Source organism: Streptomyces sp. NPDC001717 (genome assembly GCF_042892775.1).
Lineage (GTDB): Bacteria > Actinomycetota > Actinomycetes > Streptomycetales > Streptomycetaceae > Streptomyces.
The window spans coordinates 50,743-76,141 of sequence record NZ_JBIAUK010000012.1 but is presented as its reverse complement, the minus strand read 5'-3'; the positions used below and the strand labels follow the sequence as shown (position 1 = coordinate 76,141).

26 protein-coding genes and 2 riboswitches are annotated in these 25,399 nt (G+C 71.2%); of the genes, 13 read left to right on the top strand and 13 right to left on the bottom strand.

The window, feature by feature from the left end; translation table 11 throughout:
* Positions 1–5 precede the first annotated feature (5 nt).
* The 8 genes from ACFYZL_RS20660 to ACFYZL_RS20625 all read left to right on the top strand — a co-directional run bounded on the left by ACFYZL_RS20660 (position 6) and on the right by ACFYZL_RS20625 (position 8,327).
* Positions 6–1,226, top strand: coding sequence for an Ig-like domain-containing protein (locus ACFYZL_RS20660; RefSeq protein WP_384756182.1), 1,221 nt, complete (start codon positions 6–8; stop codon positions 1,224–1,226).
* A 151-nt stretch (positions 1,227–1,377) separates the two neighbouring features.
* Positions 1,378–2,154, top strand: a complete 777-nt coding sequence (locus tag ACFYZL_RS20655) for a collagen binding domain-containing protein (RefSeq protein WP_384756176.1) — start codon at positions 1,378–1,380, stop codon at positions 2,152–2,154.
* Positions 2,155–2,267: 113 nt separating this feature from the next.
* Entirely contained in the window at positions 2,268–2,984 is a 717-nt protein-coding gene (locus ACFYZL_RS20650; protein WP_384756174.1) for a L,D-transpeptidase family protein, read from the top strand.
* A 130-nt stretch (positions 2,985–3,114) separates the two neighbouring features.
* Positions 3,115–4,359 (top strand): Ig-like domain-containing protein, encoded by a 1,245-nt coding sequence (locus ACFYZL_RS20645; protein WP_384756171.1) that lies wholly within the window; start codon positions 3,115–3,117, stop codon positions 4,357–4,359.
* A 103-nt stretch (positions 4,360–4,462) separates the two neighbouring features.
* Complete coding sequence (locus tag ACFYZL_RS20640; RefSeq protein ID WP_376656779.1) at positions 4,463–5,230, top strand: enoyl-CoA hydratase/isomerase family protein; 768 nt, start codon at positions 4,463–4,465, stop codon at positions 5,228–5,230.
* Between the two features lie 230 nt (positions 5,231–5,460).
* Positions 5,461–5,973: an ATP-binding protein gene (locus tag ACFYZL_RS20635; protein ID WP_384756165.1), complete on the top strand. Its 513-nt coding sequence runs from the start codon at positions 5,461–5,463 to the stop codon at positions 5,971–5,973.
* Positions 5,974–6,393: 420 nt separating this feature from the next.
* The gene (locus ACFYZL_RS20630; RefSeq protein ID WP_384756179.1) at positions 6,394–7,143 is read left to right on the top strand and encodes a polysaccharide deacetylase family protein; all 750 of its coding nucleotides are present in this window, start codon (positions 6,394–6,396) and stop codon (positions 7,141–7,143) included.
* Positions 7,140–8,327, top strand: coding sequence for a YncE family protein (locus ACFYZL_RS20625; RefSeq protein WP_384756162.1), 1,188 nt, complete (start codon positions 7,140–7,142; stop codon positions 8,325–8,327). Before ACFYZL_RS20630 ends, ACFYZL_RS20625 begins: the two co-directional genes overlap by 4 nt.
* Before the next feature lie 95 nt (positions 8,328–8,422).
* Here ACFYZL_RS20625 and ACFYZL_RS20620 read toward each other — a convergent pair whose 3' ends face one another.
* Entirely contained in the window at positions 8,423–9,661 is a 1,239-nt protein-coding gene (locus ACFYZL_RS20620) for a cytochrome P450 (RefSeq protein ID WP_384756159.1), read from the bottom strand.
* Entirely contained in the window at positions 9,642–10,382 is a 741-nt protein-coding gene (locus tag ACFYZL_RS20615) for a tRNA-dependent cyclodipeptide synthase (protein ID WP_388680685.1), read from the bottom strand. The genes ACFYZL_RS20620 and ACFYZL_RS20615 overlap by 20 nt, the downstream gene beginning before the upstream one ends.
* Before the next feature lie 254 nt (positions 10,383–10,636).
* On the opposite strand from ACFYZL_RS20615, the gene ACFYZL_RS20610 reads away from it, so the two are divergent.
* Complete coding sequence (locus ACFYZL_RS20610; protein WP_376656785.1) at positions 10,637–10,849, top strand: EF-hand domain-containing protein; 213 nt, start codon at positions 10,637–10,639, stop codon at positions 10,847–10,849.
* 46 nt (positions 10,850–10,895) lie between these two features.
* Here ACFYZL_RS20610 and ACFYZL_RS20605 read toward each other — a convergent pair whose 3' ends face one another.
* From ACFYZL_RS20605 to ACFYZL_RS20585, 5 genes are read right to left on the bottom strand one after another with little or no spacing between them, the layout of a single operon-like run.
* A complete protein-coding gene (locus ACFYZL_RS20605; protein WP_384756152.1) occupies positions 10,896–11,492 on the bottom strand; it encodes a PadR family transcriptional regulator in 597 nt (198 codons plus the stop codon).
* 43 nt (positions 11,493–11,535) lie between these two features.
* A complete protein-coding gene (locus tag ACFYZL_RS20600; RefSeq protein WP_388680682.1) occupies positions 11,536–12,357 on the bottom strand; it encodes an ATP-binding cassette domain-containing protein in 822 nt (273 codons plus the stop codon).
* Positions 12,354–13,103, bottom strand: coding sequence for a cobalt ECF transporter T component CbiQ (gene cbiQ, locus ACFYZL_RS20595; protein WP_388680679.1), 750 nt, complete (start codon positions 13,101–13,103; stop codon positions 12,354–12,356). The genes ACFYZL_RS20600 and cbiQ overlap by 4 nt, the downstream gene beginning before the upstream one ends.
* 2 nt (positions 13,104–13,105) lie before the next feature.
* Positions 13,106–13,606, bottom strand: a complete 501-nt coding sequence (locus ACFYZL_RS20590) for an energy-coupling factor ABC transporter substrate-binding protein (protein WP_388680676.1) — start codon at positions 13,604–13,606, stop codon at positions 13,106–13,108.
* Positions 13,603–14,283: an energy-coupling factor ABC transporter permease gene (locus ACFYZL_RS20585; RefSeq protein ID WP_384753067.1), complete on the bottom strand. Its 681-nt coding sequence runs from the start codon at positions 14,281–14,283 to the stop codon at positions 13,603–13,605. Before ACFYZL_RS20585 ends, ACFYZL_RS20590 begins: the two co-directional genes overlap by 4 nt.
* 29 nt (positions 14,284–14,312) lie before the next feature.
* Positions 14,313–14,508, bottom strand: a riboswitch (cobalamin riboswitch).
* A 19-nt stretch (positions 14,509–14,527) separates the two neighbouring features.
* Here ACFYZL_RS20585 and ACFYZL_RS20580 point away from each other — a divergent pair.
* The gene (locus ACFYZL_RS20580) at positions 14,528–15,277 is read left to right on the top strand and encodes a flavodoxin family protein (protein WP_384753028.1); all 750 of its coding nucleotides are present in this window, start codon (positions 14,528–14,530) and stop codon (positions 15,275–15,277) included.
* A 2-nt stretch (positions 15,278–15,279) separates the two neighbouring features.
* Here the strand turns inward: ACFYZL_RS20580 and ACFYZL_RS20575 are convergent, their stop codons facing one another.
* The 6 genes from ACFYZL_RS20575 to gcvT all read right to left on the bottom strand — a co-directional run bounded on the left by ACFYZL_RS20575 (position 15,280) and on the right by gcvT (position 22,103).
* Entirely contained in the window at positions 15,280–15,783 is a 504-nt protein-coding gene (locus ACFYZL_RS20575) for a hypothetical protein (protein ID WP_388680673.1), read from the bottom strand.
* Between the two features lie 107 nt (positions 15,784–15,890).
* Complete coding sequence (locus tag ACFYZL_RS20570; RefSeq protein ID WP_388680670.1) at positions 15,891–17,273, bottom strand: L-serine ammonia-lyase; 1,383 nt, start codon at positions 17,271–17,273, stop codon at positions 15,891–15,893.
* 138 nt (positions 17,274–17,411) lie between these two features.
* Positions 17,412–19,067 (bottom strand): APC family permease, encoded by a 1,656-nt coding sequence (locus tag ACFYZL_RS20565; protein WP_388680667.1) that lies wholly within the window; start codon positions 19,065–19,067, stop codon positions 17,412–17,414.
* A gap of 165 nt (positions 19,068–19,232) precedes the next feature.
* Complete coding sequence (glyA, locus tag ACFYZL_RS20560; protein WP_384753040.1) at positions 19,233–20,489, bottom strand: serine hydroxymethyltransferase; 1,257 nt, start codon at positions 20,487–20,489, stop codon at positions 19,233–19,235.
* A gap of 15 nt (positions 20,490–20,504) precedes the next feature.
* Positions 20,505–20,885 (bottom strand): glycine cleavage system protein GcvH, encoded by a 381-nt coding sequence (gene gcvH / locus ACFYZL_RS20555; RefSeq protein WP_384753043.1) that lies wholly within the window; start codon positions 20,883–20,885, stop codon positions 20,505–20,507.
* Positions 20,886–20,987: 102 nt separating this feature from the next.
* Entirely contained in the window at positions 20,988–22,103 is a 1,116-nt protein-coding gene (gene gcvT, locus ACFYZL_RS20550; RefSeq protein ID WP_384587839.1) for a glycine cleavage system aminomethyltransferase GcvT, read from the bottom strand.
* A gap of 158 nt (positions 22,104–22,261) precedes the next feature.
* A riboswitch (glycine riboswitch) is annotated at positions 22,262–22,365 on the bottom strand.
* Between the two features lie 235 nt (positions 22,366–22,600).
* On the opposite strand from gcvT, the gene ACFYZL_RS20545 reads away from it, so the two are divergent.
* The 3 genes from ACFYZL_RS20545 (at position 22,601) to ACFYZL_RS20535 (ending at position 25,207) form a co-directional block, all read left to right on the top strand.
* The gene (locus ACFYZL_RS20545) at positions 22,601–23,287 is read left to right on the top strand and encodes an AAA family ATPase (RefSeq protein ID WP_384753048.1); all 687 of its coding nucleotides are present in this window, start codon (positions 22,601–22,603) and stop codon (positions 23,285–23,287) included.
* Between the two features lie 371 nt (positions 23,288–23,658).
* Positions 23,659–24,405, top strand: coding sequence for an enhanced serine sensitivity protein SseB (locus tag ACFYZL_RS20540; RefSeq protein WP_388680874.1), 747 nt, complete (start codon positions 23,659–23,661; stop codon positions 24,403–24,405).
* 61 nt (positions 24,406–24,466) lie between these two features.
* The gene (locus ACFYZL_RS20535) at positions 24,467–25,207 is read left to right on the top strand and encodes an enhanced serine sensitivity protein SseB C-terminal domain-containing protein (protein WP_384595510.1); all 741 of its coding nucleotides are present in this window, start codon (positions 24,467–24,469) and stop codon (positions 25,205–25,207) included.
* Positions 25,208–25,399 lie beyond the last annotated feature (192 nt).

Here is a 25,399-nt window from a genome sequence, read left to right as displayed (position 1 = left end):
CACTTCTGACGAGGCGGGCAGGGGCGGGCTTGGCCGCCGTGGCGGCATGGGCGGGCCTGCTCGGCGGCCTGACGGGATGCACCGAGGACGGCCGCTCCCCGGTCGAGATCGCGCTCCCGGGCAAACCCCGCTCGCCGGACGAGGCCATCCGCATCACCCCCGAGGACAAGGCCAAGGACGTACCGGCCGACGGACGCCTGGTGGTCGCGGTGCCGGAGGGCCGGCTGGAGCGGGTCGTGGTCACCAAGGTGGAGGACGCGCAGGAGGAGCAGGTCCCCGGCTCCATCGCCGAGGACGGGCTGAGCTGGAGCCCCGACCCCGGGTCCGCCCGGCTCGCGCTCGCCGCCAAGTACACCGTGGACGCCGTCGCCCTCGACGGGCACGACCGCCGCCAGGCCCGGCACACCACCTTCACCACCTTCGTCCCCGAGGAGAGGTTCATCGGCTACTTCAAGCCCGAGAACCGCTCCACCGTGGGCACCGGCATGATCGTCTCCTTCGGCTTCAGCCACGCCATCGAGCGCAAGGTGGACGTGGAACGGGCCATCACGGTCACCTCCGAACCTCCGGTACAGGTCGTGGGCCACTGGTTCGGCAAGGAACGGCTCGACTTCCGCCCCAAGGAATACTGGAAGCCCGGCACCCGGGTCACGGTGAAGGTGAACCTGCGGGACGTCGAGGGCGCCCCCGGCTCCTACGGCATCCAGGACAAGACGATCACCTTCACGGTGGGCCGCTCCCAGACCTCGCTGGTCGACGCGGTCGCGCACACGATGGAGGTGCGCCGGGACGGGCAGCTGCTGTCGACCGTGCCGATCAGCGCCGGAGCGCCCAAGACCACCACCTACAACGGGAAGATGGTGGTGATGGAGATGTTCGACGTCACCCGCATGAACGGCCAGACCGTCGGCTTCGGCGGCGAGTACGACATCCCCGACGTCCCCCACGCCATGCGGCTCACCTCCTCGGGGACCTTCCTGCACGGGAACTACTGGCTCAGCCCCGACACCTTCGGCTCCAGCAACATGAGCCACGGCTGCGTGGGCCTGCGCGACGACAAGGGCGGCGGCTCGGACACCCCCGCGGGCTGGTTCTTCGACCGGACCCTGGTCGGGGACGTGGTGGAGGTCGTGAACTCGCAGGACAAGACGGTGGCCCCGGACAACGGCCTCGGCGGCTGGAACATGTCCTGGGCGGACTGGGTGGCCGGCTCCGCCGTCGCGTGAGCCGTGCGGGTGGTCCGTGTGATCGGAATGCCGTACCGGACGAGTGTCCTCCCGCACTCCCGTACGAGGCTCCGCGCAGCCTGTCAGGGCGGACGGGCCGCCCCACGGACGGAGTGCCATGACAGGCAGGACAACACGTACAGCGGCGAGGGTGAGGACGAGGGCGAAGGCGTGGGCGCTCGGCCTCGCGGCCGTGGCGGTGATCGCCGCGGCGCCGGCGGCCGAGTCGGCCAAGGTGGTGCTGCGGCAGACGGACGTCGACACCGGGGCGCCGCTGCGCGGCGCGCGGTTCGAGCTCTGGCGGGAGTCCAACGGCAGGGCCGGGCTGCAGACGACCGGCGCGGGCGCGGACGCGCTGCGCGGCAGCGGCTGCGTGACCGACGCCAAGGGCACGTGCACGGCCACCCCGCCGGTCGGCGAGACGTACTACTGGCGGCAGACCGCCGCCGCCGCGGGCTACGAGGGGACCGCCGACCCGGTCACCCCGTTCGACCTGGAGGAGGACGACCGCCCGGAGGGCATCGTCCTCAACGTCCCGCAGCGCAGGAAGGGCGCGGTGCACCGCGGCTCGATCCGGATCCTGAGCAAGGACGCCAAGACGGGCCGGCCCCTGCGCGGCACGGTGTTCGAGGTCTGGAAGGAGACCAACGGGACCAAGGGCCTCCAGGACCACGGCCTCAATGCCGACCAACCGACCGGCGGCCCCGGTCTGGCCTCGGACGCGGGCGGCACCAGCGACTTCACCGGCCTCTCGGACGGCTCGTACTACCTGACCGAGCGGGACCTCCCCGAGGGGTACGTGATGCCGGAGCAGCCGGTGACCGGCCCACTGGCCCTGGACGCGAAGACTCCGGGCCGCCGGCTCGTGGTCACCGTCAAGAACGAGCGCGACCTCTACGGCAAGCTCCCCGACACGCGGGCCCGCTGAGCCGTCGGGGTGACGGCGTTCACTCCGACGGGCCGGCTCCGGGCGCCCCCGCCCGGCCCTTCGGGGTTGGCTGGGGGCAGCGGGGCCCGGCCGGCGGGCCCGAGGAGGCTCCGATGGCCGCAGCCCGGACGACAGCCCTGACGGTCCGCGCGGCCGCTCTCGCCGCCGTACTCGCCCTGGCGGGACCGACCCCGGCGACGGCGGCGGCGGAGACCACCGGCCCGGAGCCGGTCAGCGCCTGCTGGTCCAACACCGGCCCCTACCAGCGGGAGCTGGAGGCCCACCTGCGCCGCCCGGTCGACGGCACGGAGTCGGTGGCGGACTGCCTCGCCATCCGCTCCTTCCAGTGGAAGAACGGGGTCCGCCCGGCCGACGGCTACGCGGGGGTGGACACGTACCGCATGATGCTCGTCGTGGCGGCCCGCCCGAACCCCAACGCCCGCGGGGACTGCCCCGTCGAGGAGGAGCGGGTGACCTGCGTGGACCTGGACCGGCAGCTGCTCTGGGTCCAGGAGGACGACCGGATCGTCTTCCCCGTCGTGCCCATCCGCACCGGCCGGGACACCGACGAGACCCGCCGCGGCCGGCACGAGATCTACTGGCGCAGCAAGGACCACAAGTCCACGCTCTACAACAACGCCCCCATGCCGTACGCCCAGTTCTTCGACGGTGGGCAGGCCATCCACGCCCGGTCCGACTACCTCTACGCCCACGGCGGCTCCGGCGGCTGCGTCAACCTGGCCGAGCCGGACGCCGTGAAGCTGTGGAACCTGCTCACCGAGGGCGACACCGTCTACGTCTGGGGAACCAAGCCGGGCACCGACGGCTGACCGATCCCGGCCGGGTTCCGGCCCGCGGTCAGGGCTTCTTGGGACGGAACGGTGACATGACCGTTTCTCTTCGTGATCCCCCCGTGTGATTTCCTGTCGACATGCGCGCGACAGTCCGCGCGCGGGGGACATGGGGAGAACACGAGTGAACCTGCAGCCGATTCGCGGTCGCGCCCGCACCGGCCTGCCGGCCCTTCTGCTGGGGGCGGCCCTGCTGTTCACCACCGCGTGCAGCGGCGGGGGCGGGGGCAACAACGCGGGCACGGGCGGGGACAACGCCGGGGGCGGCGGAGGCAAGGCCGGTACGGAAGCCTCCAAGGCCGTGGTCAGCGTCCAGCCCGAGGACGGGGCCAAGGAGGTCGCCACCAGCGGCGTCCTGAAGATAACCAGCACCGGCGGCAAGCTCACCACGGTGACCGTCGCCGACACCAAGGGCAACGCGGTCGACGGCAAGCTGGCCGCCGACGGCGCGAGCTGGGAGCCCGCCCGCAACCTCGCCTCGGCCACCGAGTACAAGGTGCACGCGGTCGCCAAGGACGAAGCGGGCCGGGAGTCCGCCAAGGACACCACCTTCACGACCCTGACCCCGCAGAACACCTTCGTCGGCCACTACACGCCCGAGGACGGGGCGGAGGTCGGCGTGGGCATGCCGGTCTCGATCAACTTCACCCGCGGCATCACCAACACCGAGGCCGTCGAGAAGGCCATCACGGTCACCGCGGAGCCCGCCGTGCAGGTCGAGGGCCACTGGTTCGGCAACGACCGCCTCGACTTCCGCCCCGAGAAGTACTGGGCGGCCGGCACCAAGGTCACCGTGAAGATCGCCCTCGACGGAGTCGAAGGCCGCCCCGGCGTCTACGGCAAGCAGACCCGCACGGTCAGCTTCAAGATCGGCCGCTCCCAGGTCTCCACCGTCGACGCCGGCGAGCACACCATGCAGGTCGTGCGCGACGGCCAGGTCATCAAGGACCTCCCGATCACCGCGGGCGCCCCGTCGACGACCACCTACAACGGGCAGATGGTCATCAGCGAGAAGTACAAGGTGACCCGGATGAACGGCGCGACCGTCGGCTTCGGCGGCGAGTACGACATCTCCGACGTCCCGCACGCGATGCGACTGTCGAACTCGGGCACCTTCGTCCACGGCAACTACTGGGCCTCGTCCGGCACCTTCGGCTCCGAGAACGTCAGCCACGGCTGCGTCGGCCTGAAGGACGTCCGCGGCGCCGGCGACGACAAGCAGCCCGCGGCCTGGTTCTTCAACGAGTCCCTGATCGGCGACGTGGTCATCGTGAAGAACTCCAAGGACAAGCAGATCGCCCCCGACAACGGCCTCAACGGCTGGAACATGGACTGGTCGGAGTGGATCAAGTAAGCCCCGTCCGTACGTAGTCGGATCGGGCCCTGCGTCCGGTGGCCCGGTGCTGTGACCCACAGCACCGGGCCACTTCCTGTTAACCGGCGCTAACCTGGCCCGTATGACCATCTCTCTCGAAGTCTCCGAAGGCGTCGGCACCATCCGCCTGGACCGGCCGCCCATGAACGCCCTGGACATCGCCACCCAGGACCGGCTGCGCGAGCTCGCGGTGGAGGCCACCGACCGGGCGGACGTCCGCGCGGTCATCCTCTACGGCGGCGAGAAGGTGTTCGCGGCGGGCGCGGACATCAAGGAGATGCAGCTGATGGACCACGCGGCGATGGTCGCCCGGTCCCGCGGCCTGCAGGACGCCTTCACCGCGGTGGCGCGCATCCCCAAGCCCGTCGTCGCGGCCGTCACCGGCTACGCGCTGGGCGGCGGTTGCGAGCTCGCGCTGTGCGCCGACTACCGGATCGCCGCCGACAACGCCAAGCTCGGCCAGCCCGAGATCCTGCTCGGCCTGATCCCGGGCGCGGGCGGCACCCAGCGGCTCTCCCGGCTGGTCGGCCCGTCCAAGGCCAAGGACCTCATCTTCACCGGGCGGATGGTCAAGGCCGACGAGGCGCTCGCCCTCGGCCTCGTCGACCGGGTCGTGCCCGCGGCCGAGGTGTACGAGCAGGCGCACGCCTGGGCCGCGAAGCTGGCCCAGGGTCCGGCGCTCGCGCTGCGTGCCGCCAAGGAGTGCGTGGACGCGGGACTGGAGGCCGACATCGACACCGGCCTGACCATCGAACGCAACTGGTTCGCGGGCCTGTTCGCCACCGAGGACCGCGAGCGCGGCATGCGCAGCTTCGTCGAAGAGGGCCCGGGCAAGGCGAAGTTCGTCTAGATCCTCCCTGGGGGTGGATTAGCCAGGCCTTAAGGCAGCCTTAAGGGGAATCGGTGATCCACTCACGGTGATCATCTACATGCGGTGTGTAACGGCAGGTCAGGGCCGGTTTGGCGGCCCTCCGCATGCCTCCCGCATATGACAGGACACCCCCTTGGATTCGTTGAATCCGGGGGGTGTTTTCCTGTGGAACGGCCCGGAGGGGCGGTGCGGCCGTCCATGATGGGGGCATGGCGGGCCTGGAGGGTGTGGAACAGCCGCGGCAGCGCAGTGGCGCGTCGGTCGTGCGGCTCACGGCGGCTCTTGAGGACGAACAGGGCCTCAAGGCGATGGAGTCGTACGGGAATCCGGCCGAGGCCGAGGTGACGCTGCCGTCCATGCCCGAGTCGGCGAGCACGGCCCGCCGGCTCACCCAGTGCGTGGTGATCCGCCTCTGGGGCCTCTCGCCGCAGACCGCCGAGCACGCCGTCCTGCTGGTCTCGGAACTCGTCGGCAACGCGGTCCGGCACACCGGGGCCCGCTCCTTCGGCTTACGCATGCAGCGCCGACGCGGCTGGATCCGCGTCGAGGTGCGGGATCCCTCGCGCGGGCTGCCCTGTCTGATGCCGGTCCACGAGTTGGACGTCACCGGCCGGGGTCTCTTCCTCGTGGACAAGCTCTCCGACCGCTGGGGCGCCGACCTGCTGCCCCGCGGCAAGATCACCTGGTTCGAGATGCGCGTGGCCGACCGCCAGAACGCCTGAAGCCCCCGGGTCGCCGTGGTGGGGCTGGTGCGGGGGCTTCATGAGGGTGCCGAGGATCGAATGGGGTGTGTGATCCTCGGCAGGGCGACTTCGCTCGGGTCAATGGGGAAGTCGTGGTCTCGACTATGGCAGACGAGGGCTCAAACGCCAAAAGTCCTTACTCGGACATAAGTGTGCAAATCGGAAGACTTTCGCGTTGAATCCTAGGTGAGGTGGGACACCTACCTCGCAATCGATGAATAAATATCGAACGTTACGTGTGAATCGATGCCCGGATAGCGAACAGGAGCCCTCCGGAAGGACTTCTGGCGAACGCCCTGAATTGGGTCAATCATTACCATCCGGGTCATCCACCCCTTAAATGGGCAGGTGCTCTCACATCCAGGCCGCAGAGCGGCCCTGCGCGCGGCCGCCCTCGGGATGGCCGGCGCGGCGACGGCCGGCCTCACCGCCGCCTGCGGATCGGGCCGCCCCGCCGCCGCGCCCTCCGCCCCGCCCCCGGGCCCGGCCGGACCCTCTCCCCGCCAGGTGCCGGCCGCCGCCGCCTCACCGCGCCGCTTCGCGGGGCAGCCCGTCGAGATCGGCCACGGTCCGCGCGACCGCCCCCGGGTCGCCCTCACCTTCCACGGCAACGGGGACCCCGCCATCGCCCGCGCGGTGCTCGCCGAGGCCGAACGGGCGGGCGCGCGGGTGACCGTACTCGCGATCGGGAGCTGGCTCGACGCGCACCCGGACATGGCCCGCCGCGTCCTCGACGGCGGCCACGAGCTCGGCAACCACACCCAGCGCCACCTCGCGATCAACGAGCTGCCCGAGGCGGAGGCGTACGCCGAGATCACCGGCTGCGCCCAGCGGCTCAAGCGCCTCACGGGCTCCATCGGCACCTGGTTCCGGCCCTCGCAGACCCAGTACGCCACCCCCCTCGTCCGCACGCTCGCCCAGCGGGCCGGGTACCCGCACGTCCTCTCGTACGACGTGGACTCCCTCGACTTCACCTCGCCCGGTGCCGCGGCCGTCATCCGCACCGTCACCGGGACGATCCACGGCGGATCGGTGGTGAGCCTGCACTTCGGCTACGCGGACACGGTCGACGCGATGCCTCCCCTCCTCGAAGAACTCGCGCGTCGCAAGCTGCGCGCGGTGACCACCACGGAGCTGCTGACCCCATGACGACCATCCGCCTTCCCCGGAAGGCCACCGTGCTGCTCGCCGGTCTGGTCCTCGCCGCCCTGGCCGGCTGCGGATCAGCCGACAAGGGTCCCGCCGAGGCCATGGGCACCAAGGGCCCGGCCAAGCCCGTCAAGGCCGTGCCCGCCATTCCGCCCGGACTGCCCGGCATGCCGCCCGTCCTCGACCCCACCGACGTCTACGCGGCGGACCGGCCGAACAAGCTCTCCCCGGTCGTCAAGGACTTCCCGTCCCGCGTCTACGTGCCGAACACCAACTCCAACACGGTGTCCGTCATCGACCCGACGACCTACCAGGTCATCGACACCATCCCGGTCGGCGTCCAGCCCCAGCACGTGGTCCCGTCCTGGGACATGAAGACCCTGTGGGTCAACAACAACCGGGGCCACACGCTCACCCCGATCAACCCGGCCACCGGCGAGGCGGGCAAGCCGGTGGAGGTCCACGACCCGTACAACCTCTACTTCACGCCCAACGGCAAGTACGCCGTCGTCATGGCCTCGATGGACAAGGAGCTCGTCTTCCGCGACCCGCACACCATGGACCGGGTCAAGACGGTCCCGGTGAGCTGCTACGGCGTCAACCACGCGGACTTCTCGCTCGACGGCCGCTACTTCATCGTGAGCTGCGAGTTCTCCGGCGAGCTCCTCAAGGTCGACACCGAGAAGATGGAGGTCATCGGGCAGCAGAAGCTGCCGTTCGAGGGCGCCATGCCGCAGGACGTGAAGGTCTCGCCGGACGGGAAGACCTTCTACGTCGCCGACATGATGGCGGACGGCATGTGGGTGCTCAGCGGCGACAAGTTCGAGACGCCCAAGCTGCTGCCCACGGGCAAGGGCTGCCACGGCCTGTACGTGAGCCGCGACTCGAAGGAGATGTACGTCTCGAACCGCGGCGAGGGCAGCATCTCGGTCTTCAACTTCCCGCAGAACAAGCTCACCAAGAAGTGGGAGCTGCCCGACGGCGGCAGCCCCGACATGGGCGGCGTCTCCGCCGACGGCAAGGTGCTGTGGCTGTCCGGCCGCTACAACTCCGAGGTCTACGCCATCGACACCACGAGCGGCAAGGAACTCGCGCGGATCCCGGTGGGCAGCGGCCCGCACGGCCTCGCCGTGTACCCGCAGCCCGGCCGCTACTCGCTCGGCCACACCGGCATCTTCCGGTAGTCGGCTGTCGGTAGTCGGCAGCCCTTGGCGGCTCTTGGCCGACGGGTGTGAGGGGCCCCGGGAGCTCGCACTGCTCCCGGGACCCCGGTCCGGTGCTACCAGGCGACGGGCAGCCGCTCCGGCAGGCGCTTGATGAAACCCGTACGCCACACCAGGTTCTCCGCGGGGACCGCGAGGCGCAGCCCGGGCAGCCGCTCGACCAGCACCTCCAGGGCGATCTCGGCGTGTGCCCGGCCCAGCGCCGAGGCCGGGCAGAAGTGCCGGCCGGCGCCGAAGGCGAGGTTGGCGTTCGCGCTCTCGCGCTCCAGGTCCAGCACGTCGGGGTTGTCGAAGGCGGCGGGGTCGAAGTTGGCCCCCTCCAGCAGGACGAGCACCAGCTCGCCCTCCCTCACCAGCACCTCGCCGAGCCACACGTCCGCCAGCGCGATGCGCGGCAGGCCGTCCCCGACGGACAGGTTCCAGCGCAGCAGCTCCTCCACGGCCCGGCCCATGCGCTCCGGGTGGTCCCGCAGGTACCCGATGAGCTCGGGCCTCTGGAGCAGCGCGAGCACCGCGAGGGTCAGGAAGGCGGAGGTGGACACCGCGCCCGCCCCGAAGAGCGAGACGGCGACCGTCGCGAACATGTCGTCGGTCAGGTGCGCCGACTCCGGGTCCGCCTCCCTCAGCTCGGCGAACTTCCCGAGGAGCCCCGTACGCTCCTCGGGGTCCAGGGAGAGCTGCACCTTCAGCCGCTCGGCGAAGTAGGCCACGTCCTTGTACCAGTTGAGGGCCGAGTCGGCGAACGGTTCGCGTGCGGTCATGAACGCGACGTCCAGCCCCGACATCAGCCGGCGCCAGTCCTCGAAGGGCACCCCCAGCACCTCGCAGTGCAGGGCCGCCGAGAAGGGGTCGGCGAAGCCGGCCCGGAGGTCGGCCGGGCCCCCCTCGTCGACGATCCGGTCGAGCAGCTCGCCGGCCTTGGCACGCAACCGCTCCCGGAGCCCGGCCTGGCGCGGGTTCAGGGCCTTCATCACGGCGCTGCGCAGCCCCGCGCTGTTGATGTTGCCCATGTTGTTCACGACCTCGGGCGGGATCGTCAGCGCATACTGGCGCGGTGCCCCGGCGTTGGCCGTGTCCTTCAGGCTGAAGCGTTCGTCCTCCAACACCTGCCGGGCCAGTGCGTAGCTGCTCACCAGCCAGGCCGGGTCCCCGGTGAGGGTGCGGACCCTGGCGACCGGGGCCTTCTCGCGCAGCCAGGCGCACTCCTCGGGCAGGACGTCGCCGCGGCGCGAGAGCGGGAAGTCGAGGAGCGGCTGCCCTTCCGGGACGTTCGGGTCAAGCTGCTCGACGCTCATCGAGGTCCCCTCCGGTCGTGGTGTTCTCGGGCCTGACGACGGCGTACGCCTGGTTGCGGGTCGCGCGCAGACCCCCGCCGCGCGCGAAGAGGACGTCCGTCAGCGGCATCCGGACGTGGTACGCGGCCACGGAGGACGGCACGTCGAGGATGCTCGGGGTGTCCACGAAGAACGGCAGCTCGGCTGCCATGTAATCGAAACAGACGCGCAACTGCTCGTCGGTGATCGATTCACCCTCCGGCAACTTCGAGCCGACAAAATGAAGGGCCATCTCCTCGCAGCCCTTGCGGAATTCGTCGTCGGTTTCCAGGAAATGCAGGACCCGCCGGTGCAGCAGTTGGTAAACGGGGTTCGACTGGAACTCGGAAAGCGCCCTCACTCGGATTTCCGCCTGCGGAGCGGTCGACTCCGAAAGCTCCGACACGCCTTTGACGATCCTGCGCCGGACTGCCTTGATCTCCTTCGTCGCACGCTTCTCCGCGTGCTCCCGGGAGTAGCCGAAGGCAGCGAACATCCGGTCCACGTGGAGGTCTGCGTACACGAAGTCGACCTGTGCGAAGCGGGTCGCGGCCCACTGGGCGAGGCCGGCGATGCGCTCGGAGCTGAAGTAGCTGTTTCCGGGGCTCACTCCGATGAGCACATGGTCGCCGTCTTCCCAGATGTGCCGGCAGGTGCGGGTGAAGGGCAGAACTTCGAATGATGCGTCGTCTGTGATCGTCATTTGATTGATCGCCCTTTATGCCACTAGTCCCGGGGAGCCCTGCGCTCCTGGTGTGGCGGCAATGCCGTTACGTTATGCGTTGATCCCGGAGCGTGACAAGGGGGTGCCGCAATTGTTGGGTGGAATTATAGATTCCGCCTACCCGGGAGTTAATTGAATTTCTTTCTGCCGCTTGAACGGGACCCGCGGCGGCCACCGGTCCCGGCGGCCGCTACCCTGGGCCGGTCAACAAGCACCAAGAAGGGGTGGACCCAGTGGCGGACATCGAGAGCGCACGGGCGACGTTCGACAAGTTCGACGTAGACGGCGACGGCTTCATCACGGCCGACGAGTACAGCGCTGCCATGAAGGCGATGGGTGACGCGTTCGTCACCGCGGCGGTCGCCGACGCCGTTGTCGCCTCCAAGGACCTGAACGGCGACAAGAAGCTGAGCTTCGACGAGTTCTGGGCCTCCCTGAACAAGTAACACCCCACCGCACGCCCCCTCCCCGCCCGTCGGGGCGGGGGCGCGGTCATGCCGCGGGCCCCCCGGTCCCGCCGTCCCCGGCGCCACCGTCCCCGCTCCCGCCGTCCCCGGTCATGTCCTCGACCTCGGCCAGCGCCTCCTCCAGCCAGTGCAGCCAGAAGGTCTCCAGGGCGATCCCGCCGTGCAGCACGAGCCGGCGCAGCCGGTCCTCCACGGCGTCCCGCCCGGGCGGGAAGTCCTTCTCCTCGATGGCCTCGTACTGCGCCAACTGCCGCTGGTGCAGGTCCAGATGGCGCCGCAGTTCCGGTCCGAGCCCGTGCGGCCCCACGACGCCCGCCGCACGGATCCGCAGCAGCAGCGGATCCCGCATCGGCTTGGGGTCCTGGCTCTCGCCGACCCACCGCGCGAGCTCCGCGCCGCCCGCCGGCAGCACCTCGTACTCCTTCTTCTGCCCCCGCAGCGGCACCTCGCTGGGCAGCTCCCGGATCAGCCCCGCCTCCTCCAGCCGGCCCAGTTCCCGGTAGATCTGCTGGTGGGTCGCCGACCAGAAGTACCCGATCGACTTGTCGAACCGCCGGGTCAGCTCCAGCCCGGACGAGGGCTTTTCGAGCAGGGCGGTGAGGATGGCGTGCGGGAGGGACATGCCGCCATCCTAGATACGCGGGGTCCGTCGACCCCCCGGTCGGCTACTGCCAGGGGGCCAGCGCCTCCGGAATGCGGGGGCCGGGGGTGCGGGCGTCCAGGAGGCCGTGGGCGCGCAGGACGGCCGTCACGGCCGGGGACCAGGCCTGGCGCAGGCCCGCCTCGGACAGCAGGGACGGATCCGACAGGAGGGGCCCGGCCGGGCCCGTGCGGATGCCCGACGGGGTCAGCACCGCCGCGTCGTCGGCCCAGCGGACCGCCAGGTCCACGTCGTGCGTGGCCATCACCACCGTCGTCCCGGCCGCCCGCAGGCCCGCCAGGACGTCGAGGAGCCGCTCCTGCCCGTCCGGGTCGAGTCCGGCCGTCGGCTCGTCCAGGATCAGGACGCGCGGAGCCATCGCCACCGCGCCCGCGATCGCCGCGCGCTTGCGCTGCCCGTACGAGAGGAGGTGGGTCGGCCGGTCCCGCAACGCCGTGATGTCCAGGGCCGCCAAGGCCGAATCGACGCGCTCGCGGACCTCCGCCGCGGGCAGGCCCAGGTTCATCGGGCCGAAGGAGACGTCCTGCTCCACCGAGGCCGCGAACAGCTGGTCGTCCGGATCCTGTACGACCAGCTGCACCGCCGTCCGCAGCCGGGTCAGGCCCTTGCGGTCGTACGTCACCTCCGCGCCGTCGAGGTGCAGCGAGCCCGAGCCGGGCCGCAGGCCCCCGCTCAGCAGTCGCATCAGCGTGGTCTTGCCGGAGCCGTTGCGGCCCAGCAGCACCAGCGCCCGGCCCTCGGCGATCCCGAAGTCCACGCCGGACAGCACGGCGGGCCCGTCCTCGTAGGCGTACCCCGCGCCCACCAGCTCCACCAACGGCCTCACAGGTACAGCTCCTTCAGTACGAGGGTCACGGCCACCAGGGCCGAGAGCAGTGCGGCGGACGCCGCGAGGAAGCGCCAGGACAGGGCCGCCTCGGGGACGAGCACCCGCAGCGAGCCGTCGTAGCCCCGCCCGGCCAGGCCCGACTGGAGCCGCGCGGCGCGGTCGAAGGCCCGTACGAACGAGGTCGCGGCCAGGCCGGCCACCGAGCGCCAGGCCGCTGCCCGCCCGGTGTTCCCGAGGCGGGCCGCCTGGGCCTGGCGGATCCGGGCCAGGGAGTCGAGCAGCAGGAACGTGATCCGGTACATGACCAGGGCCACGTCGACCACCGGGGCCGGCACGCCCGCCCGCACCAGCCGGGGCAGCACGTCCGACACCGGGGTGGTGAAGGCGAAGAGCAGCACGCCGAGCGAGGCCGCCGAGGTGCGCAGCAGCAGCTCGGCGGCGTGCTGGGGCCCGCCGGGGGCCGGCGCGACCCAGCCGCCGGGCCCGCCGACCGAGACCAGCAGCGGCAGCGCCCCGGTGAAGCAGAAGCCGAGCGGGATCCGGAAGGCCCGCCACAGCTGCCGCCGGGCCACCCCGGCGGGCCCGAGCAGCACCGCCAGCGTGGCGGCCCCGACGATCGGCCCGCCGGGCCAGGCCGGCAGGCACACGGCGGTCACCGTGAGCCCGATGCCGAGCAACGCCTTCTCCAGAGGATGCCGCCACCGCCACCGACTGCTGTGCGCGGCGACATCGATGGGCAACACCGTCAGCGCCCCCCGCCGCCGCCCTCGGGCCCCGCGCCGGGCTCCGGGGCCGGCCCGGCGCCCGGGGTTCGGGCGGGAGCGGCGCCGACGGCGCCGCCGGCCGGACCCGCGGTGTCGCCGGCCTGGCCCGCGACGGCCTCGGCCTCCGCGGCGGTGCCCGGTGCCGGAGCGCCCGCTCCCTCGGCTGCCAGGCCCGCGGCAGCGGCGGCAGCGCCCTGTCGGCGGCCCTTGCGGAGGCCGAAGTAGTACGCCAGCACGCCGGCGCCCAGCGCCGCCTGGAGGGCGAACAGGGCCGATTCGATCTCCGCCGACGGGGGTTCGTACAGCGGCGAGAACCAGGGCTCGTAGTCCGGCTTCAGCTCGGTGATGGCCGCCTCGGCCTGCGCGTCGGCGCCCGTGAACGGCTCCTCCTTGCCCTCGCCGAGACCCAGCGCGAGCGGGAGCACGGCGAGCGCCGCCACCAGGAACAACAGCAGGGCGTTGATCTTCGCGTTCCTGCTCACCGGGCCACGGCCTCCTTCGTCTTCGCGACGCCGAGGCGGATCAGGTCCGACCGGCTCGACCGCATCAGCAGCCGCATCACCAGCACGGTCAGCAGCCCCTCGCTCACCGCGAGCGGGATCTGCGTCACCGCGAAGATCCCGCCGAACTTCCCGAGCGCGCCGAGGAAGCCCGTGCCCGGGTCCGGGAAGGCCAGCGCCAGCTGCACCGAGGTCACGCAGTAGGTGACCAGGTCGGCGACGAAGGCACCGAAGAACACGGTCACCATCAGCGGCACGTCGAGGCCCCGCAGCAGCCGGTAGATCCCGTAGCCCGCCCACGGCCCGGCGATGGCCATCGAGAAGACGTTGGCGCCGAGGGTGGTCAGCCCGCCGTGCGCCAGCAGCAGCGCCTGGAAGAGCAGGGTGATCGTGCCCAGCACCGCCATGACCGGCGGCCGGAACAGGATCGCCCCGAGTCCGGTGCCCGTCGGGTGTGAGCAACTGCCGGTCACCGACGGAATCTTCAGCGCGGACAGGACGAAGGTGAACGCTCCGGACGCCCCGAGCAGCAGCGTGCTCTCCGGATTGGCCTTCACCTCACGGGTGAGGGCGCGGACCCCGTGTACGACAAAGGGGGCGGACGCGACGCCCCAGGCGACCGCGTGCCATGGGGGAAGGAACCCCTCGGCTATATGCATGAGTAGGGAAGACCTCTCCAGCACCTCGTGGATGGACAGCGCGCCCCGGCCGGTCTCCTGGCTCACGGGTGCTGATGCCCGGGCCCCGCCTTCCCGGGGCCGTACGGTCTCCCGCGCGGTCCCAGTGGCTTCCCGTAGGAGTGGAGCCGGACTTCCCGATCACAGTGGCGAGGGCCGCACCGGTTTCCCACCGGTTTCCCGAACACCAAGGCCCACTGACCCTATCCCGTCCGGGTGCGGCCCGATGGCGCCACCTCCCGACCCCGGCCAGGCTGGGGGAGTGACTGCCGAACCGGATTACTCGAACCTCTCCGCCCTCTTCGTGAACTGCACGCTCAAGCGATCGCCCGAGGTCAGCAACACCGAGGGCCTGATCGACAAGAGCCGGGCCGTCATGGAATCGGCCGGAGCCCGCACTTCCGTCATCCGTGCCGTCGACCACGACATCGCGACCGGCGTCTGGCCGGACATGACCGAACACGGCTGGGAGACCGACCAGTGGCCGGTGCTCTACAGCCAGGTCATGGACGCCGACATCCTCGTGCTCTGCGGCCCCATCTGGCTCGGCGACAACAGCTCCGTGATGAAGCAGGTCATCGAACGGCTCTACGCCTGCTCCTCGATCCTGAACGAGCACGGCCAGTACGCCTATTACGGGCGGGTCGGCGGCGCGCTCGTCACCGGCAACGAGGACGGCGTCAAGCACTGCGCCATGAACGTCCTCTACAGCCTCCAGCACCTCGGCTACGCGATCCCGCCGCAGGCCGACGCGGGCTGGATCGGCGAGGCCGGACCCGGGCCGTCCTACCTCGACCCGGGCTCGGGCGGCCCCGAGAACGACTTCACCAACCGCAACACCACCTTCATGTCGTGGAACCTGATGCACCTGGCCGCCCTCCTCAAGGGCGCGGGCGGCATCCCGGCCCACGGCAACCAGCGCTCCCTGTGGGACGCCGGCTGCCGCTTCGACTTCCCGAACCCCGAGCACCGCTAGGTTCAGCGGGCGATGTCCACGACGAACCGTTCCGGGGAGTGCAGCGGGAAGGCGCGGTAGTAGGGCAGCGTGTCGAAGGCGGCGCCGAAGGTCACGTACCCCTCGAAGTCCCCGGTCAGCGCGATGCCCTTGAGCTTGGGCAGGTCGATCCTCTGCAGCCGGGGCCCGAGGTAGACGTTCCCGCCCGCGTCGTCGTGGGCGGCGGCGGGATGGAGGCGGATCTCCAGGAAGTACCTCCCGGGCAGCGGCACGGGCGCGCCGGATCCGTCGTGGACCAGTTGCGGGACGGGGGTGACGGTCGCGGTGGGGACGTACCCCCGGATGTCGATGACGATCCGGTCATAGGTGGGGTGCCCGGCCCAGCGGGCGTTGACCACGAGCGGGCTGCCGGACTGCGCCCGGGTGGCGGTGGTGGCCGTGGCGGCCGGAGCGGCGAGCGAGAGCCCCACGGTGAGCAGGACACCGGAGGCCAGGGCCGCGATCCGGCGGAGATGGGTGTGGATCATGACGTCCCCTCGATTCACGGGAGACGGGGACTGGTACACAACGAAGGACGCCGGGAGCGGAACCACTGGTTCCGCTCCCGGCGTCCTCGTGTGCCGGAGCTACCGGATCAGCACTCGATGACGTTGACCGCGAGGCCGCCGCGGGCCGTTTCCTTGTACTTGATCTTCATGTCCGCGCCGGTCTCCTTCATGGTCTTGATGACCTTGTCGAGGGAGACCTTGTGGCTGCCGTCGCCGCGCATCGCCATCTTGGCCGCGGTGACGGCCTTGACCGCCGCCATGCCGTTGCGCTCGATGCACGGGATCTGCACCAGGCCGCCGACCGGGTCGCAGGTCAGGCCCAGGTTGTGCTCCATGCCGATCTCGGCCGCGTTCTCCACCTGCTCCGGGGTGCCGCCCAGCACCTCGGCGAGGGCGCCCGCCGCCATCGAGCAGGCCGAGCCGACCTCTCCCTGGCAGCCGACCTCGGCGCCGGAGATGGAGGCGTTCTCCTTGAACAGCATGCCGATCGCACCGGCCGCGAGGAGGAAGCGGACCACGCCGTCCTCGTCCGCGCCCGGCACGAAGTTCATGTAGTAGTGCAGGACCGCGGGCAGGACCCCGGCCGCGCCGTTGGTGGGCGCGGTGACGACCCGGCCGCCCGCCGCGTTCTCCTCGTTGACCGCCATCGCGTAGATCGTGGTCCACTCGCTGCGGTGCATCATCGGGTCGCCCTCGGTGCGCAGCTGGCGCGCCGTGGAGGCGGCCCGGCGCTTGACCCGCAGGCCGCCCGGCAGGATGCCCTCACGGGACATGCCGCGTGCGACGCAGGCCTGCATGACGCGCCAGATCTCCAGGAGGCCCTCGCGGATCTCCTCCTCCGTGCGCCAGGCCTTCTCGTTCTCCAGCATGAGGGAGGAGATCGACAGGCCGGTCTCGTTCGCCAGGCGCAGCATCTCGTCGCCGGAGCGGAAGGGGTGCTTCAGCACGGTGTCGTCGAGCTTGATCCGGTCCTCGCCGACCGCGTCCTCGTCCACGACGAAGCCACCGCCGACCGAGTAGTACGTCTTCTCCAGCAGCGGCGTGCCGGCCGCGTCGTACGCGAAGAGGGTCATGCCGTTCGCGTGGTAGGGCAGCGAGCGCCGGCGGTGCAGGATCAGCTGGTTCGGCTCGTCGAAGTCGATCTCGTGGACCTCGCCTATCTCCGTGCCGAGGAGGCGCAGGCGGCCGGTCTTGCGGATGCGCTCGACCTCGTCGTCCGCCGTCTCCACGTTCACGGTGCGCGGGGAGTGGCCCTCCAGGCCCAGCAGCACCGCCTTGGGGGTGCCGTGGCCGTGGCCGGTCGCGCCGAGGGAGCCGAAGAGCTCGGCCCGCACGGACGCCGTCTGCGCGAGTACGCCGTCCTTCTTCAGCCGCATCACGAACATGCGCGCCGCGCGCATCGGACCGACCGTGTGGGAGGAGGAGGGGCCGATGCCGATGGAGAAGAGGTCGAAGACGGAGATGGCCACTGGCGGACTCCCTTGTCTGCTCGTGGGGTGGGAGGGGGCAGGAGAGGTGTATTGCGGATTTTGTCCGGCAGGCGAGCTTATCGCGGTGACGTGAACAGCTCGTCTGCCGGACGAGGTGGTGTGCGTTACGCGGACGGGTCAGGCGGGTGCCGGTTCACGCTCCGGAGCCGGTACGTCGCCGCGCGCGGCCACGTTGGCGTCGAGGATCGGGTCGGGGCCGGGCAGGCCCGCGTGGTGGGCCCGGACGCCCGCCCGGACGGCCCAGAAGTACGTACCGAGGGCCATGGCCGCCACCAGGGCGATGTCCACGCCGCCCGGGATGGCGCCGCGGCCGCCGAAGTCGGCCGAGCCGAGCCAGGAGAGCAGGGACAGGGCGCCGAGGAAGAAGACGATCCACCAGGCGGGGGCGAACTGACGGGCCAGGTCGCGCTCGCCCTTGCGGGAGAGCACCAGTGCCGCGATCGGGGCGGCCGTCAGGGTCAGGGCGGTGACGATGCCGGTGTTCGGCCACTTCGACCAGTACAGCGCGCACGCCGCGAAGACGAAGGTCAGCGGGCACAGGACCGTCGCCGCCGGGAGGCGGAACGGGCGGGGCAGAGCGGGCTTCGTACGGCGGAAGACGCCCACCGCGACCGGACCGATCAGGTACGAGATCACCATGGCGGCCGAGATGATCGGCGCCAGGGTCTTCCAGCTGTGGCCGACGGTGACCAGCAGCAGGACCGAGAAGCCGAGGTTCATCCACATCGCCGGGCGAGCGGTCCCGTAGACGGGGTGGGTCCGGGCGAGCCGCTTGGGGAAGAAGCCGGTCTCGGAGAGGTTCCGGACCATGTACGCGGCCGAGGCCACGTTGGCGATGTTGGAGCCGGCGGGGGAGATGAAGGCGCCGAACTGGAGCATCACCACCACCCAGTGGATCATCAGCAGCTTGGCGAGCTCGGCGAACGGCGAGTTGAAGTTCACGCCCGACCAGCCACCGGCCCGCGCCAGGTGCTCCGGCGGGACGGAGCCCAGGAAGGCCGTCTGGAGGGCGAGGTAGATGACCAGGCCCAGTGCGAGCGCGCCGACCAGGGCGATCGGGATGGCGCGGCCGGGGTTCTTGGCGGCGCCGCCGAGGTTGACGACGGCCTGGAAGCCGTTGAAGGCGAAGACCACGCCGCAGGTGGTGACCGCGGTCAGGACGGCGGTCCAGCCGTTCGGGGCGAAGCCGCCGTGGGCGGTGAAGTTGGAGGTGTGGAAGCCGGAGGCGATCAGCGCGACGACGGCGAGCACCGGGATCGCGAACTTGACCAGGGTGAGGAGCGAGTTGATCTTCGCAAGCAGCTGGACCGACCAGTAGCAGGACAGCCACAGCAGCACGGTCAGGACCAGCGCCACCGCCATGCCGAAGGCGGTCAGCCGGTGGGACCCGGTGTCCACCAGGTCCTTGGCCCAGCCGAAGCTCCAGGAGGACATGTACTGGGTGGCCGCGATCGACTCGATCGGGATCAGCGAGGCGACCGCGATCCACACCGCCCAGCCCGTGATGAAGCCGAGCACCGGGCCGTGCGAGATCGATCCGTAGCGGGCCATGCCGCCGGGGATCGGGTAGGCGGCGCCCACCTCCGCGTAGGACATGGCGATCATGCCGATGAAGACCGCGCCGATGACCCAGGCCACGAGCGCCGCGGGGCCGGCCACCTGGGCGGCCGTACCGGCGCCGAAGAGCCAGCCCGATCCGAAGATCGAGCCTATGCCGATCATGACCAGCGCGAAGAGGCCGAGTCCCTTCTTGTCGGCTGCGCTCATGTCCATGAGGTGCGTTCCGTCCTGCCAGGGGATGTCGTACTGCTCTTATTCGGACCCTATGTGCCATTTTTTGGTGGATTCAGTGGCAATGGGCCGCATCCGCCTGGGGCTTTGGTCATGAGAAGGGCCCGACCCTGTGGAAACCAAGGCCGGGCCCCTTCAGGCCGTTGCCTAGAGCGACGGGTACAGCGGGAACTTCGCGGCGAGCGCGGAGACGCGCGCCTTGAGGTCCGCCGCGTCGTACTCCGGCTTCAGGGCCTGCGCGATGATCTCGGCGACCTCGGTGAACGCCTCGGCGTCGAAACCGCGGGTGGCCAGGGCCGGCGTACCGATCCGCAGACCCGAGGTGACCATCGGCGGCCGCGGGTCGTTCGGGATGGCGTTGCGGTTGACCGTGATGCCGACCTCGTGGAGGCGGTCCTCGGCCTGCTGGCCGTCCAGCTCGGAGTTGCGCAGGTCGACCAGGACCAGGTGCACGTCGGTGCCGCCGGTGAGGACGTCCACGCCCACGGCCTTGACGTCGTCCTGGACCAGACGGGCGGCGAGGATCTTCGCGCCCTCCAGGGTGCGCTCCTGGCGCTCCTTGAACTCGGGCGAGGCCGCGACCTTGAAGGAGACGGCCTTGGCCGCGATCACGTGCTCCAGCGGACCGCCCTGCTGACCCGGGAAGACCGCGGAGTTGATCTTCTTGGCCAGCTCCTGCGTCGACAGGATGACACCGCCGCGCGGACCGCCGAGGGTCTTGTGCGTGGTGGTGGTGACGACGTGGGCGTGCGGCACCGGGTTCGGGTGCAGGCCCGCGGCGACCAGACCGGCGAAGTGCGCCATGTCGACCATCAGGTACGCGCCGACCTCGTCCGCGATGCGGCGGAAGGCGGCGAAGTCCAGCTGACGCGGGTAGGCGGACCAGCCGGCGACGATCAGCTGCGGCTTGGACTCCTTGGCGAGGCGCTCGACCTCGGCCATGTCGACCTGGCCGTCCTCGCCGACGTGGTACGGGACCACGTTGTAGAGCTTGCCGGAGAAGTTGATCTTCATGCCGTGGGTCAGGTGACCGCCGTGGGCCAGGTTCAGGCCCATGATCGTGTCGCCCGGCTTCAGCAGCGCGAACATCGCGGCGGCGTTCGCCTGCGCACCGGAGTGCGGCTGCACGTTCGCGGCCTCGGCGCCGAACAGCGCCTTGATCCGGTCGATGGCGATCTGCTCGACGACGTCGACGTGCTCGCAGCCGCCGTAGTAACGGCGGCCGGGGTAGCCCTCGGCGTACTTGTTGGTCAGGACGGAGCCCTGGGCCTCCATGACGGCGACCGGAGCGAAGTTCTCCGACGCGATCATTTCGAGGGTGGACTGCTGGCGCACGAGCTCGGCGTCGACGGCTGCGGCGACGTCGGGGTCGAGTTCGTGAAGAGGGGTGTTCAGTACGGACATCAGGATCCCCTGGGGTCAGTTACCGGCGGTGAGTGCGGTGTACTCGTCGGCGGAGAGCACGTCCTTGGGCTCCTCCGAGATGCGCACCTTGAACAGCCAGCCGCCCTCGAAGGGGGCGGAGTTCACCAGGGACGGGTCGTCGACGACGTCCTGGTTGGCCTCGACGACCTCACCGGAGACGGGGGAGTACAGGTCGCTGACCGACTTCGTCGACTCCAGCTCGCCACAGGTCTCGCCCTCGGTGACGGTGTCGCCGACCGCGGGGAGCTGGGCGTAGACGACGTCACCGAGCGCGTTGGCCGCGAACTCGGTGATGCCGACCGTCGCGACGCCGTCGGCGACGTCCGACAGCCACTCGTGCTCCTTGGTGTAACGCAGCTGCTGGGGGGTGCTCATGGCCTGATTCTCCTGGATGCGCGGGGGTGGAAACGAACGGTGGTCTTGGGTACTGCTACATCGCCGCACGGGGCACCCGGGCGGCAGGCCTGACTACAAGGACTACTTCTGCCGCTTGTAGAACGGCAGAGCGACGACCTCGTACGGCTCATGCGTACCGCGAATGTCGACGCCGACGCCGGAGGTGCCGGGCGCGGCGTGCGCCGCGTCGACGTACGCCATCGCGATCGGCTTGCCCAGGGTCGGGGACGGGGCGCCCGAGGTGACCTCGCCGATCACCTGGCCGTCGGCGACGACCGGGAAGCCGGCGCGCGGAACGCGGCGGCCCTCGGCGACCAGGCCGACCAGCTTGCGCGGCGGGTTCGTGGCGGCGCGCTCCGCGGCGGCCTCCAGGGCGGCGCGGCCGACGAAGTCGCCCTCCTTCTCGAACTTCACGACCCGGCCCAGACCCGCGTCGAACGGGGTGAGCGAGGTGGTCAGCTCGTGCCCGTACAGCGGCATGCCCGCCTCCAGGCGCAGGGTGTCGCGGCAGGACAGGCCGGCCGGGACCAGGCCGACGCCCTCGCCGGCCTTGGTCAGCGCCTGCCACAGCTCCACGGCGTGCTCGGGGGAGACGAACAGCTCGAAGCCGTCCTCGCCCGTGTAGCCCGTACGCGCGATCAGCGCGGGCACGCCGGCCACGGTGCCCGGCAGGCCGGCGTAGTACTTCAGCCCGTCCAGGTCGGCGTCGGTGAGGGAGGCGAGGATGCCGGGGGACTCCGGGCCCTGCACCGCGATCAGCGCGTACGCGTCACGGTCGTCGCGGACCTCGGTGTCGAAGCCGGCGGCGCGCTCGGTGAGCGCGTCCAGCACCACCTGGGCGTTGGAGGCGTTCGCGACGACCATGTACTCGGTCTCGCCGAGGCGGTAGACGATCAGGTCGTCGACGATGCCGCCGTCTTCCCGGCAGATGTGCGTGTAGCGGGCGCGGCCGACGCCGACGGTGGAGATGTTGCCGACCAGCGCGTAGTCCAGGGCCTTGACGGCCTCCGGGCCGGTCAGGGTGATCTCGCCCATGTGGGAGAGGTCGAAGAGACCGGCCTTGGTGCGGACGGCGTTGTGCTCGTCGCGCTCGCTGGCGTACCGCAGGGGCATGTCCCAGCCCGCGAAGTCGGTCATGGTCGCACCGAGGGAACGGTGCAGCGCATCGAGGGCGGTCAGGCGGGGGGCAGTGCTCATGGGTGTGGCTCCCGGGTCCCAGGGCATGACATGACGAGGAGGGGTCCTCCCCATCTGTCATCGGAACCTGAGAGGTTCGCCGAGAGTCCCTGACGCGTCAGGGATCTCCGGCTTGCACCTTGGGTGGAGCTGCCGAGCAGCTCGCTTTTCAGATCTGCCTCATCCACGCGGTACGGGGCCTGAGAGATTCAAGGGAGGTTCTTGCTCCTTCGGCGCCCACGCACCGCCTTGCGGCGTGCCGGGACTCTCCCGCGCGGATTCAAGCGGCCGGTATGCAGTTGGTGATGCGGTTGGTCCAGATGGCGCACATCATTGCACGCCATGGTGGTGATCGGGTGGGTGGGCCCGAAAGATCGTGCGGGTGTCCAGGGGGTGGACGGGGTCGAGTACGGCAACGCGGACCGGAACGTGGACCGGAACCGAAGCCGCCGGATTACCGTCTCTTTACACTCAGTGGGGAAGGGTCCTGGTGACCCGATTCGGGGGAGGCGAGCACTGTGCGGAGATTCGTGGGTGCGGCGGCGGCCGCGGGGGCCGTGGGCGCGGTGCCGACGCAGCGGGCCGGTGCGCCGGCGCGGGCGCGCGGGCACGAGGCCGGGCCCGTACGGGACCTGCGCGGCCCGGGCGTGCGGGGCCCGCAGCGGCTGCGCTTCGCCGAGGGCGACATCGTGGTCGTCTCCGGCCTGCCGGGGGGCGGCAAGAGCACGCTGATCAAGCGGGCGGCGGCCGAGGACGGTGCGGAGGGCGGCGCCGTCGACTCCCAGGACACCCGCGAGCGCTGGGAGCGCCGGATGCCGGGGGCGCTGCCGTACGCGGTCTACCGGCCGCTGGTGCGGGCCGCGCACTACTGGGGGCTGTGGCGCCGGCTGCGCTCCGGGCGCTCCGTCGTGGTCCACGACTGCGGTACGCAGAGCTGGGTGCGGGGGCTGCTCGCGGCGGCGGCGCGGCGGCGCGGGCGCGCACTGCACCTGCTCCTGCTGGACACCAGCCCCGAGGAGGCGCTGTCGGGCCAGCGGGCCCGGGGGCGGGGGGTGTCGGCGTACGCCTTCGCCCGCCACCGGGGTGCGGTGGGGCGCCTCCTGCGCGAAGCGGAGGCCGGGCGGCCGCCGGCGGGGTGCGCTTCGGCCACCCTCCTGGACCGCCGCTCCGCCGCCGCGGTGACGCGCATCGCGTTCCACCCGTAGCCGCCGGGCTCCGCCGGTCGCGGGGGCGGCGCCGCCGGGGCTCCGCCCCGGACCCCGCTCCTCGAACGCCGGCGGGGCTGGGATTCCCACCCGGCGAGGTGGAGCCGGCCCTGGGTCATGAGGCCGCACCCGGCGAGCGGCGGCAGCCACCACCAGCCCCGCCGGCGTTTGAGGCGCCGCCGGAGGCGAACAGCCCCCCGGCGATCGAGGAGCGGGGAGCCGGGGCGGAGCCGCGGACGGGTGGGGAGCGGGCCCGGCGGAGCCCCGGGCGTGGAGCCGCGGACGGGTGGGAAGCGGGCCCCGGAGGAGGGGTGTCGGTGGGGGCCGGTACCCTGCGGGGCGACAACTCGCGGGATCACGGAGGCACGTACATGCACAGCGGCGGCGGCTGGCCGGGGAATGAGCTGGAGCAGGTGCTCGGGGCGGCGCTCGGGCAGCCGGACGCGGGCGGGCGGATCCTGGAGGTGCTCGGACGGAGCCAGGTCTGGGTGCCACTGCCCGCCGGCGCCGGCGCCGAGCAGGGCGGCGCCGAGGGCCTGACCCTCCCCACCATGGACATCGGCGGCGCCGCGTACGTCCCCGTCTACAGCTCCGAGGCCCAGTTCCTCGCCTGCGTCGGCCCCGGCATGGACTTCACCGTGGCCCCCGCCGTCGAGTTCGCCCGCGGCCTGCCCCCGCAGCTCGGCATCGCGCTCAACCCCGAGGGCGCCGTCGGCGTCCCCCTCCCCCCGCCCGCCGTCGCGGAGCTCTGCCGCAGCGGCCGGACCCCCCTCGACGGCCCCGCCGCCGGTGGCCGCGTCCGGCTCTACGAGCCCGACTGGCAGGAGGACCCGGTGGACTTCCTGGCCGCCGCCGCGGAGGAGTTCCGGGCCGCCGGCGTGGTTTCCGCCGCCTACCGCTGCCTCGCGAGCATCGAGGGGGGCGAGCCGCAACTGTTCATCGGTGTCCGACTGGTGGGATGGGAGCCCGAGACCCGAAACGTCCCGATGGACGCCCTCGGCCGGGCCCTGACCCGCGTACCGCCGCCCTGGCCGGTGCAGTTGATCCTGCTGGACGCCGCCGAGGACCCGGTCACGGACTGGATTCGTGAGCGCGTACGCCCCTTCTACCTCCCGTAGGGCGGCTTAAGCTGTTCTCGCGTTGACGTCGGGCGGAAGAAGAGACGAAGAGGGGTACCGGGTGAGTGCGTCAGGCACGGCCGCGGCCGGGCAGGTCGAGCACATGCTGCGCCAGGTGACTCCCGGGCGCTATGAAAGCTACGAGTCGCTCCTGCACGCCCTCGCCGAGGGCCGGCTGTGGATGCTGCTGTGGCAGGGGCAGCCGGGCTCACCGGACGCCCAGTACGGCGGCATGGAGGTCGAGGGACTGGGTTACGCGCCCTGCGTGACCTCCCCGCAGGAACTGGCCGCCAGCGGCTGGGGCCGGGGCTACGAGGTCGTCACCGGCCGGGACATCGCCCGCGCGCTCTACCCCGACCGCTGGGGGCTGTGGCTCAATCCGCACGCCCAGGGCGGCGGCGTCGGCATCCCGTGGGCGGACCTGCGCCGCATCGCGACCGGCCTCGACCGGATGCCGGCCGGCCCGCTGAGGCTGTCCGAGCCCGCGATCGAGTTGCCCCAGTTCTACGGGCTGCTGACCCAGCACGCCCACCGGACGCCCGCCGTCCGCTCGCTGCGCCGCGCCTGGGTCCAGCCCGCGCTCGGATCCCCGTACCTGGCGGTGGGTCTCGACCTGTACGACGCCTCCGCGCCCGCGCTGGAGTCCGTACGGGAGATGATGCGCCAGTCGGTCGGCGTCGTGCCCGAGGGCGTACCCGTGTGCACGGTGGCGCTTGCGGACGAGCACGATCCCGTCGCGATGTGGCTGCGCGCGCAGACCCGCCCCTTCTACGACCGCGAGGGCCAGGCACCCGCCTACTGACGGGTTCGCACCCCGACTCCGGATATCCGCATATTGAGACATCCGTCTCGAAGGCCGCACCGATCCCATCGGTGCGGCCTTCGCCATATCGGCCGAATCGGCCCAAGATCCCGGCCTGAAATGGCAGTTGGGCGGGATGTCCGTTCCGCGCCGAAGGGGCGGAGTTTCACCGCTCAACAGACCTTGCCGTTC

What these genes read in the sequence shown, in the direction of transcription:
- ACFYZL_RS20650 (WP_384756174.1), top strand. Translation starts at nt 2,268, where the DNA reads ATGGCCGCAGCCCGGACGACAGCCCTGACGGTCCGCGCGGCCGCTCTC.
- ACFYZL_RS20645 (WP_384756171.1), top strand. Translation starts at nt 3,115, where the DNA reads ATGGGGAGAACACGAGTGAACCTGCAGCCGATTCGCGGTCGCGCCCGC.
- ACFYZL_RS20640 (WP_376656779.1), top strand. Translation starts at nt 4,463, where the DNA reads ATGACCATCTCTCTCGAAGTCTCCGAAGGCGTCGGCACCATCCGCCTG.
- ACFYZL_RS20635 (WP_384756165.1), top strand. Translation starts at nt 5,461, where the DNA reads ATGGCGGGCCTGGAGGGTGTGGAACAGCCGCGGCAGCGCAGTGGCGCG.
- ACFYZL_RS20630 (WP_384756179.1), top strand. Translation starts at nt 6,394, where the DNA reads ATGGCCGGCGCGGCGACGGCCGGCCTCACCGCCGCCTGCGGATCGGGC.
- ACFYZL_RS20625 (WP_384756162.1), top strand. Translation starts at nt 7,140, where the DNA reads ATGACGACCATCCGCCTTCCCCGGAAGGCCACCGTGCTGCTCGCCGGT.
- ACFYZL_RS20620 (WP_384756159.1), bottom strand. Translation starts at nt 9,661, where the DNA reads ATGAGCGTCGAGCAGCTTGACCCGAACGTCCCGGAAGGGCAGCCGCTC.
- ACFYZL_RS20615 (WP_388680685.1), bottom strand. Translation starts at nt 10,382, where the DNA reads ATGACGATCACAGACGACGCATCATTCGAAGTTCTGCCCTTCACCCGC.
- ACFYZL_RS20605 (WP_384756152.1), bottom strand. Translation starts at nt 11,492, where the DNA reads ATGTCCCTCCCGCACGCCATCCTCACCGCCCTGCTCGAAAAGCCCTCG.
- ACFYZL_RS20585 (WP_384753067.1), bottom strand. Translation starts at nt 14,283, where the DNA reads ATGCATATAGCCGAGGGGTTCCTTCCCCCATGGCACGCGGTCGCCTGG.
- ACFYZL_RS20580 (WP_384753028.1), top strand. Translation starts at nt 14,528, where the DNA reads ATGGCGCCACCTCCCGACCCCGGCCAGGCTGGGGGAGTGACTGCCGAA.
- ACFYZL_RS20575 (WP_388680673.1), bottom strand. Translation starts at nt 15,783, where the DNA reads ATGATCCACACCCATCTCCGCCGGATCGCGGCCCTGGCCTCCGGTGTC.
- ACFYZL_RS20565 (WP_388680667.1), bottom strand. Translation starts at nt 19,067, where the DNA reads ATGGACATGAGCGCAGCCGACAAGAAGGGACTCGGCCTCTTCGCGCTG.
- glyA (WP_384753040.1), bottom strand. Translation starts at nt 20,489, where the DNA reads ATGTCCGTACTGAACACCCCTCTTCACGAACTCGACCCCGACGTCGCC.
- gcvH (WP_384753043.1), bottom strand. Translation starts at nt 20,885, where the DNA reads ATGAGCACCCCCCAGCAGCTGCGTTACACCAAGGAGCACGAGTGGCTG.
- gcvT (WP_384587839.1), bottom strand. Translation starts at nt 22,103, where the DNA reads ATGAGCACTGCCCCCCGCCTGACCGCCCTCGATGCGCTGCACCGTTCC.
- ACFYZL_RS20540 (WP_388680874.1), top strand. Translation starts at nt 23,659, where the DNA reads ATGCACAGCGGCGGCGGCTGGCCGGGGAATGAGCTGGAGCAGGTGCTC.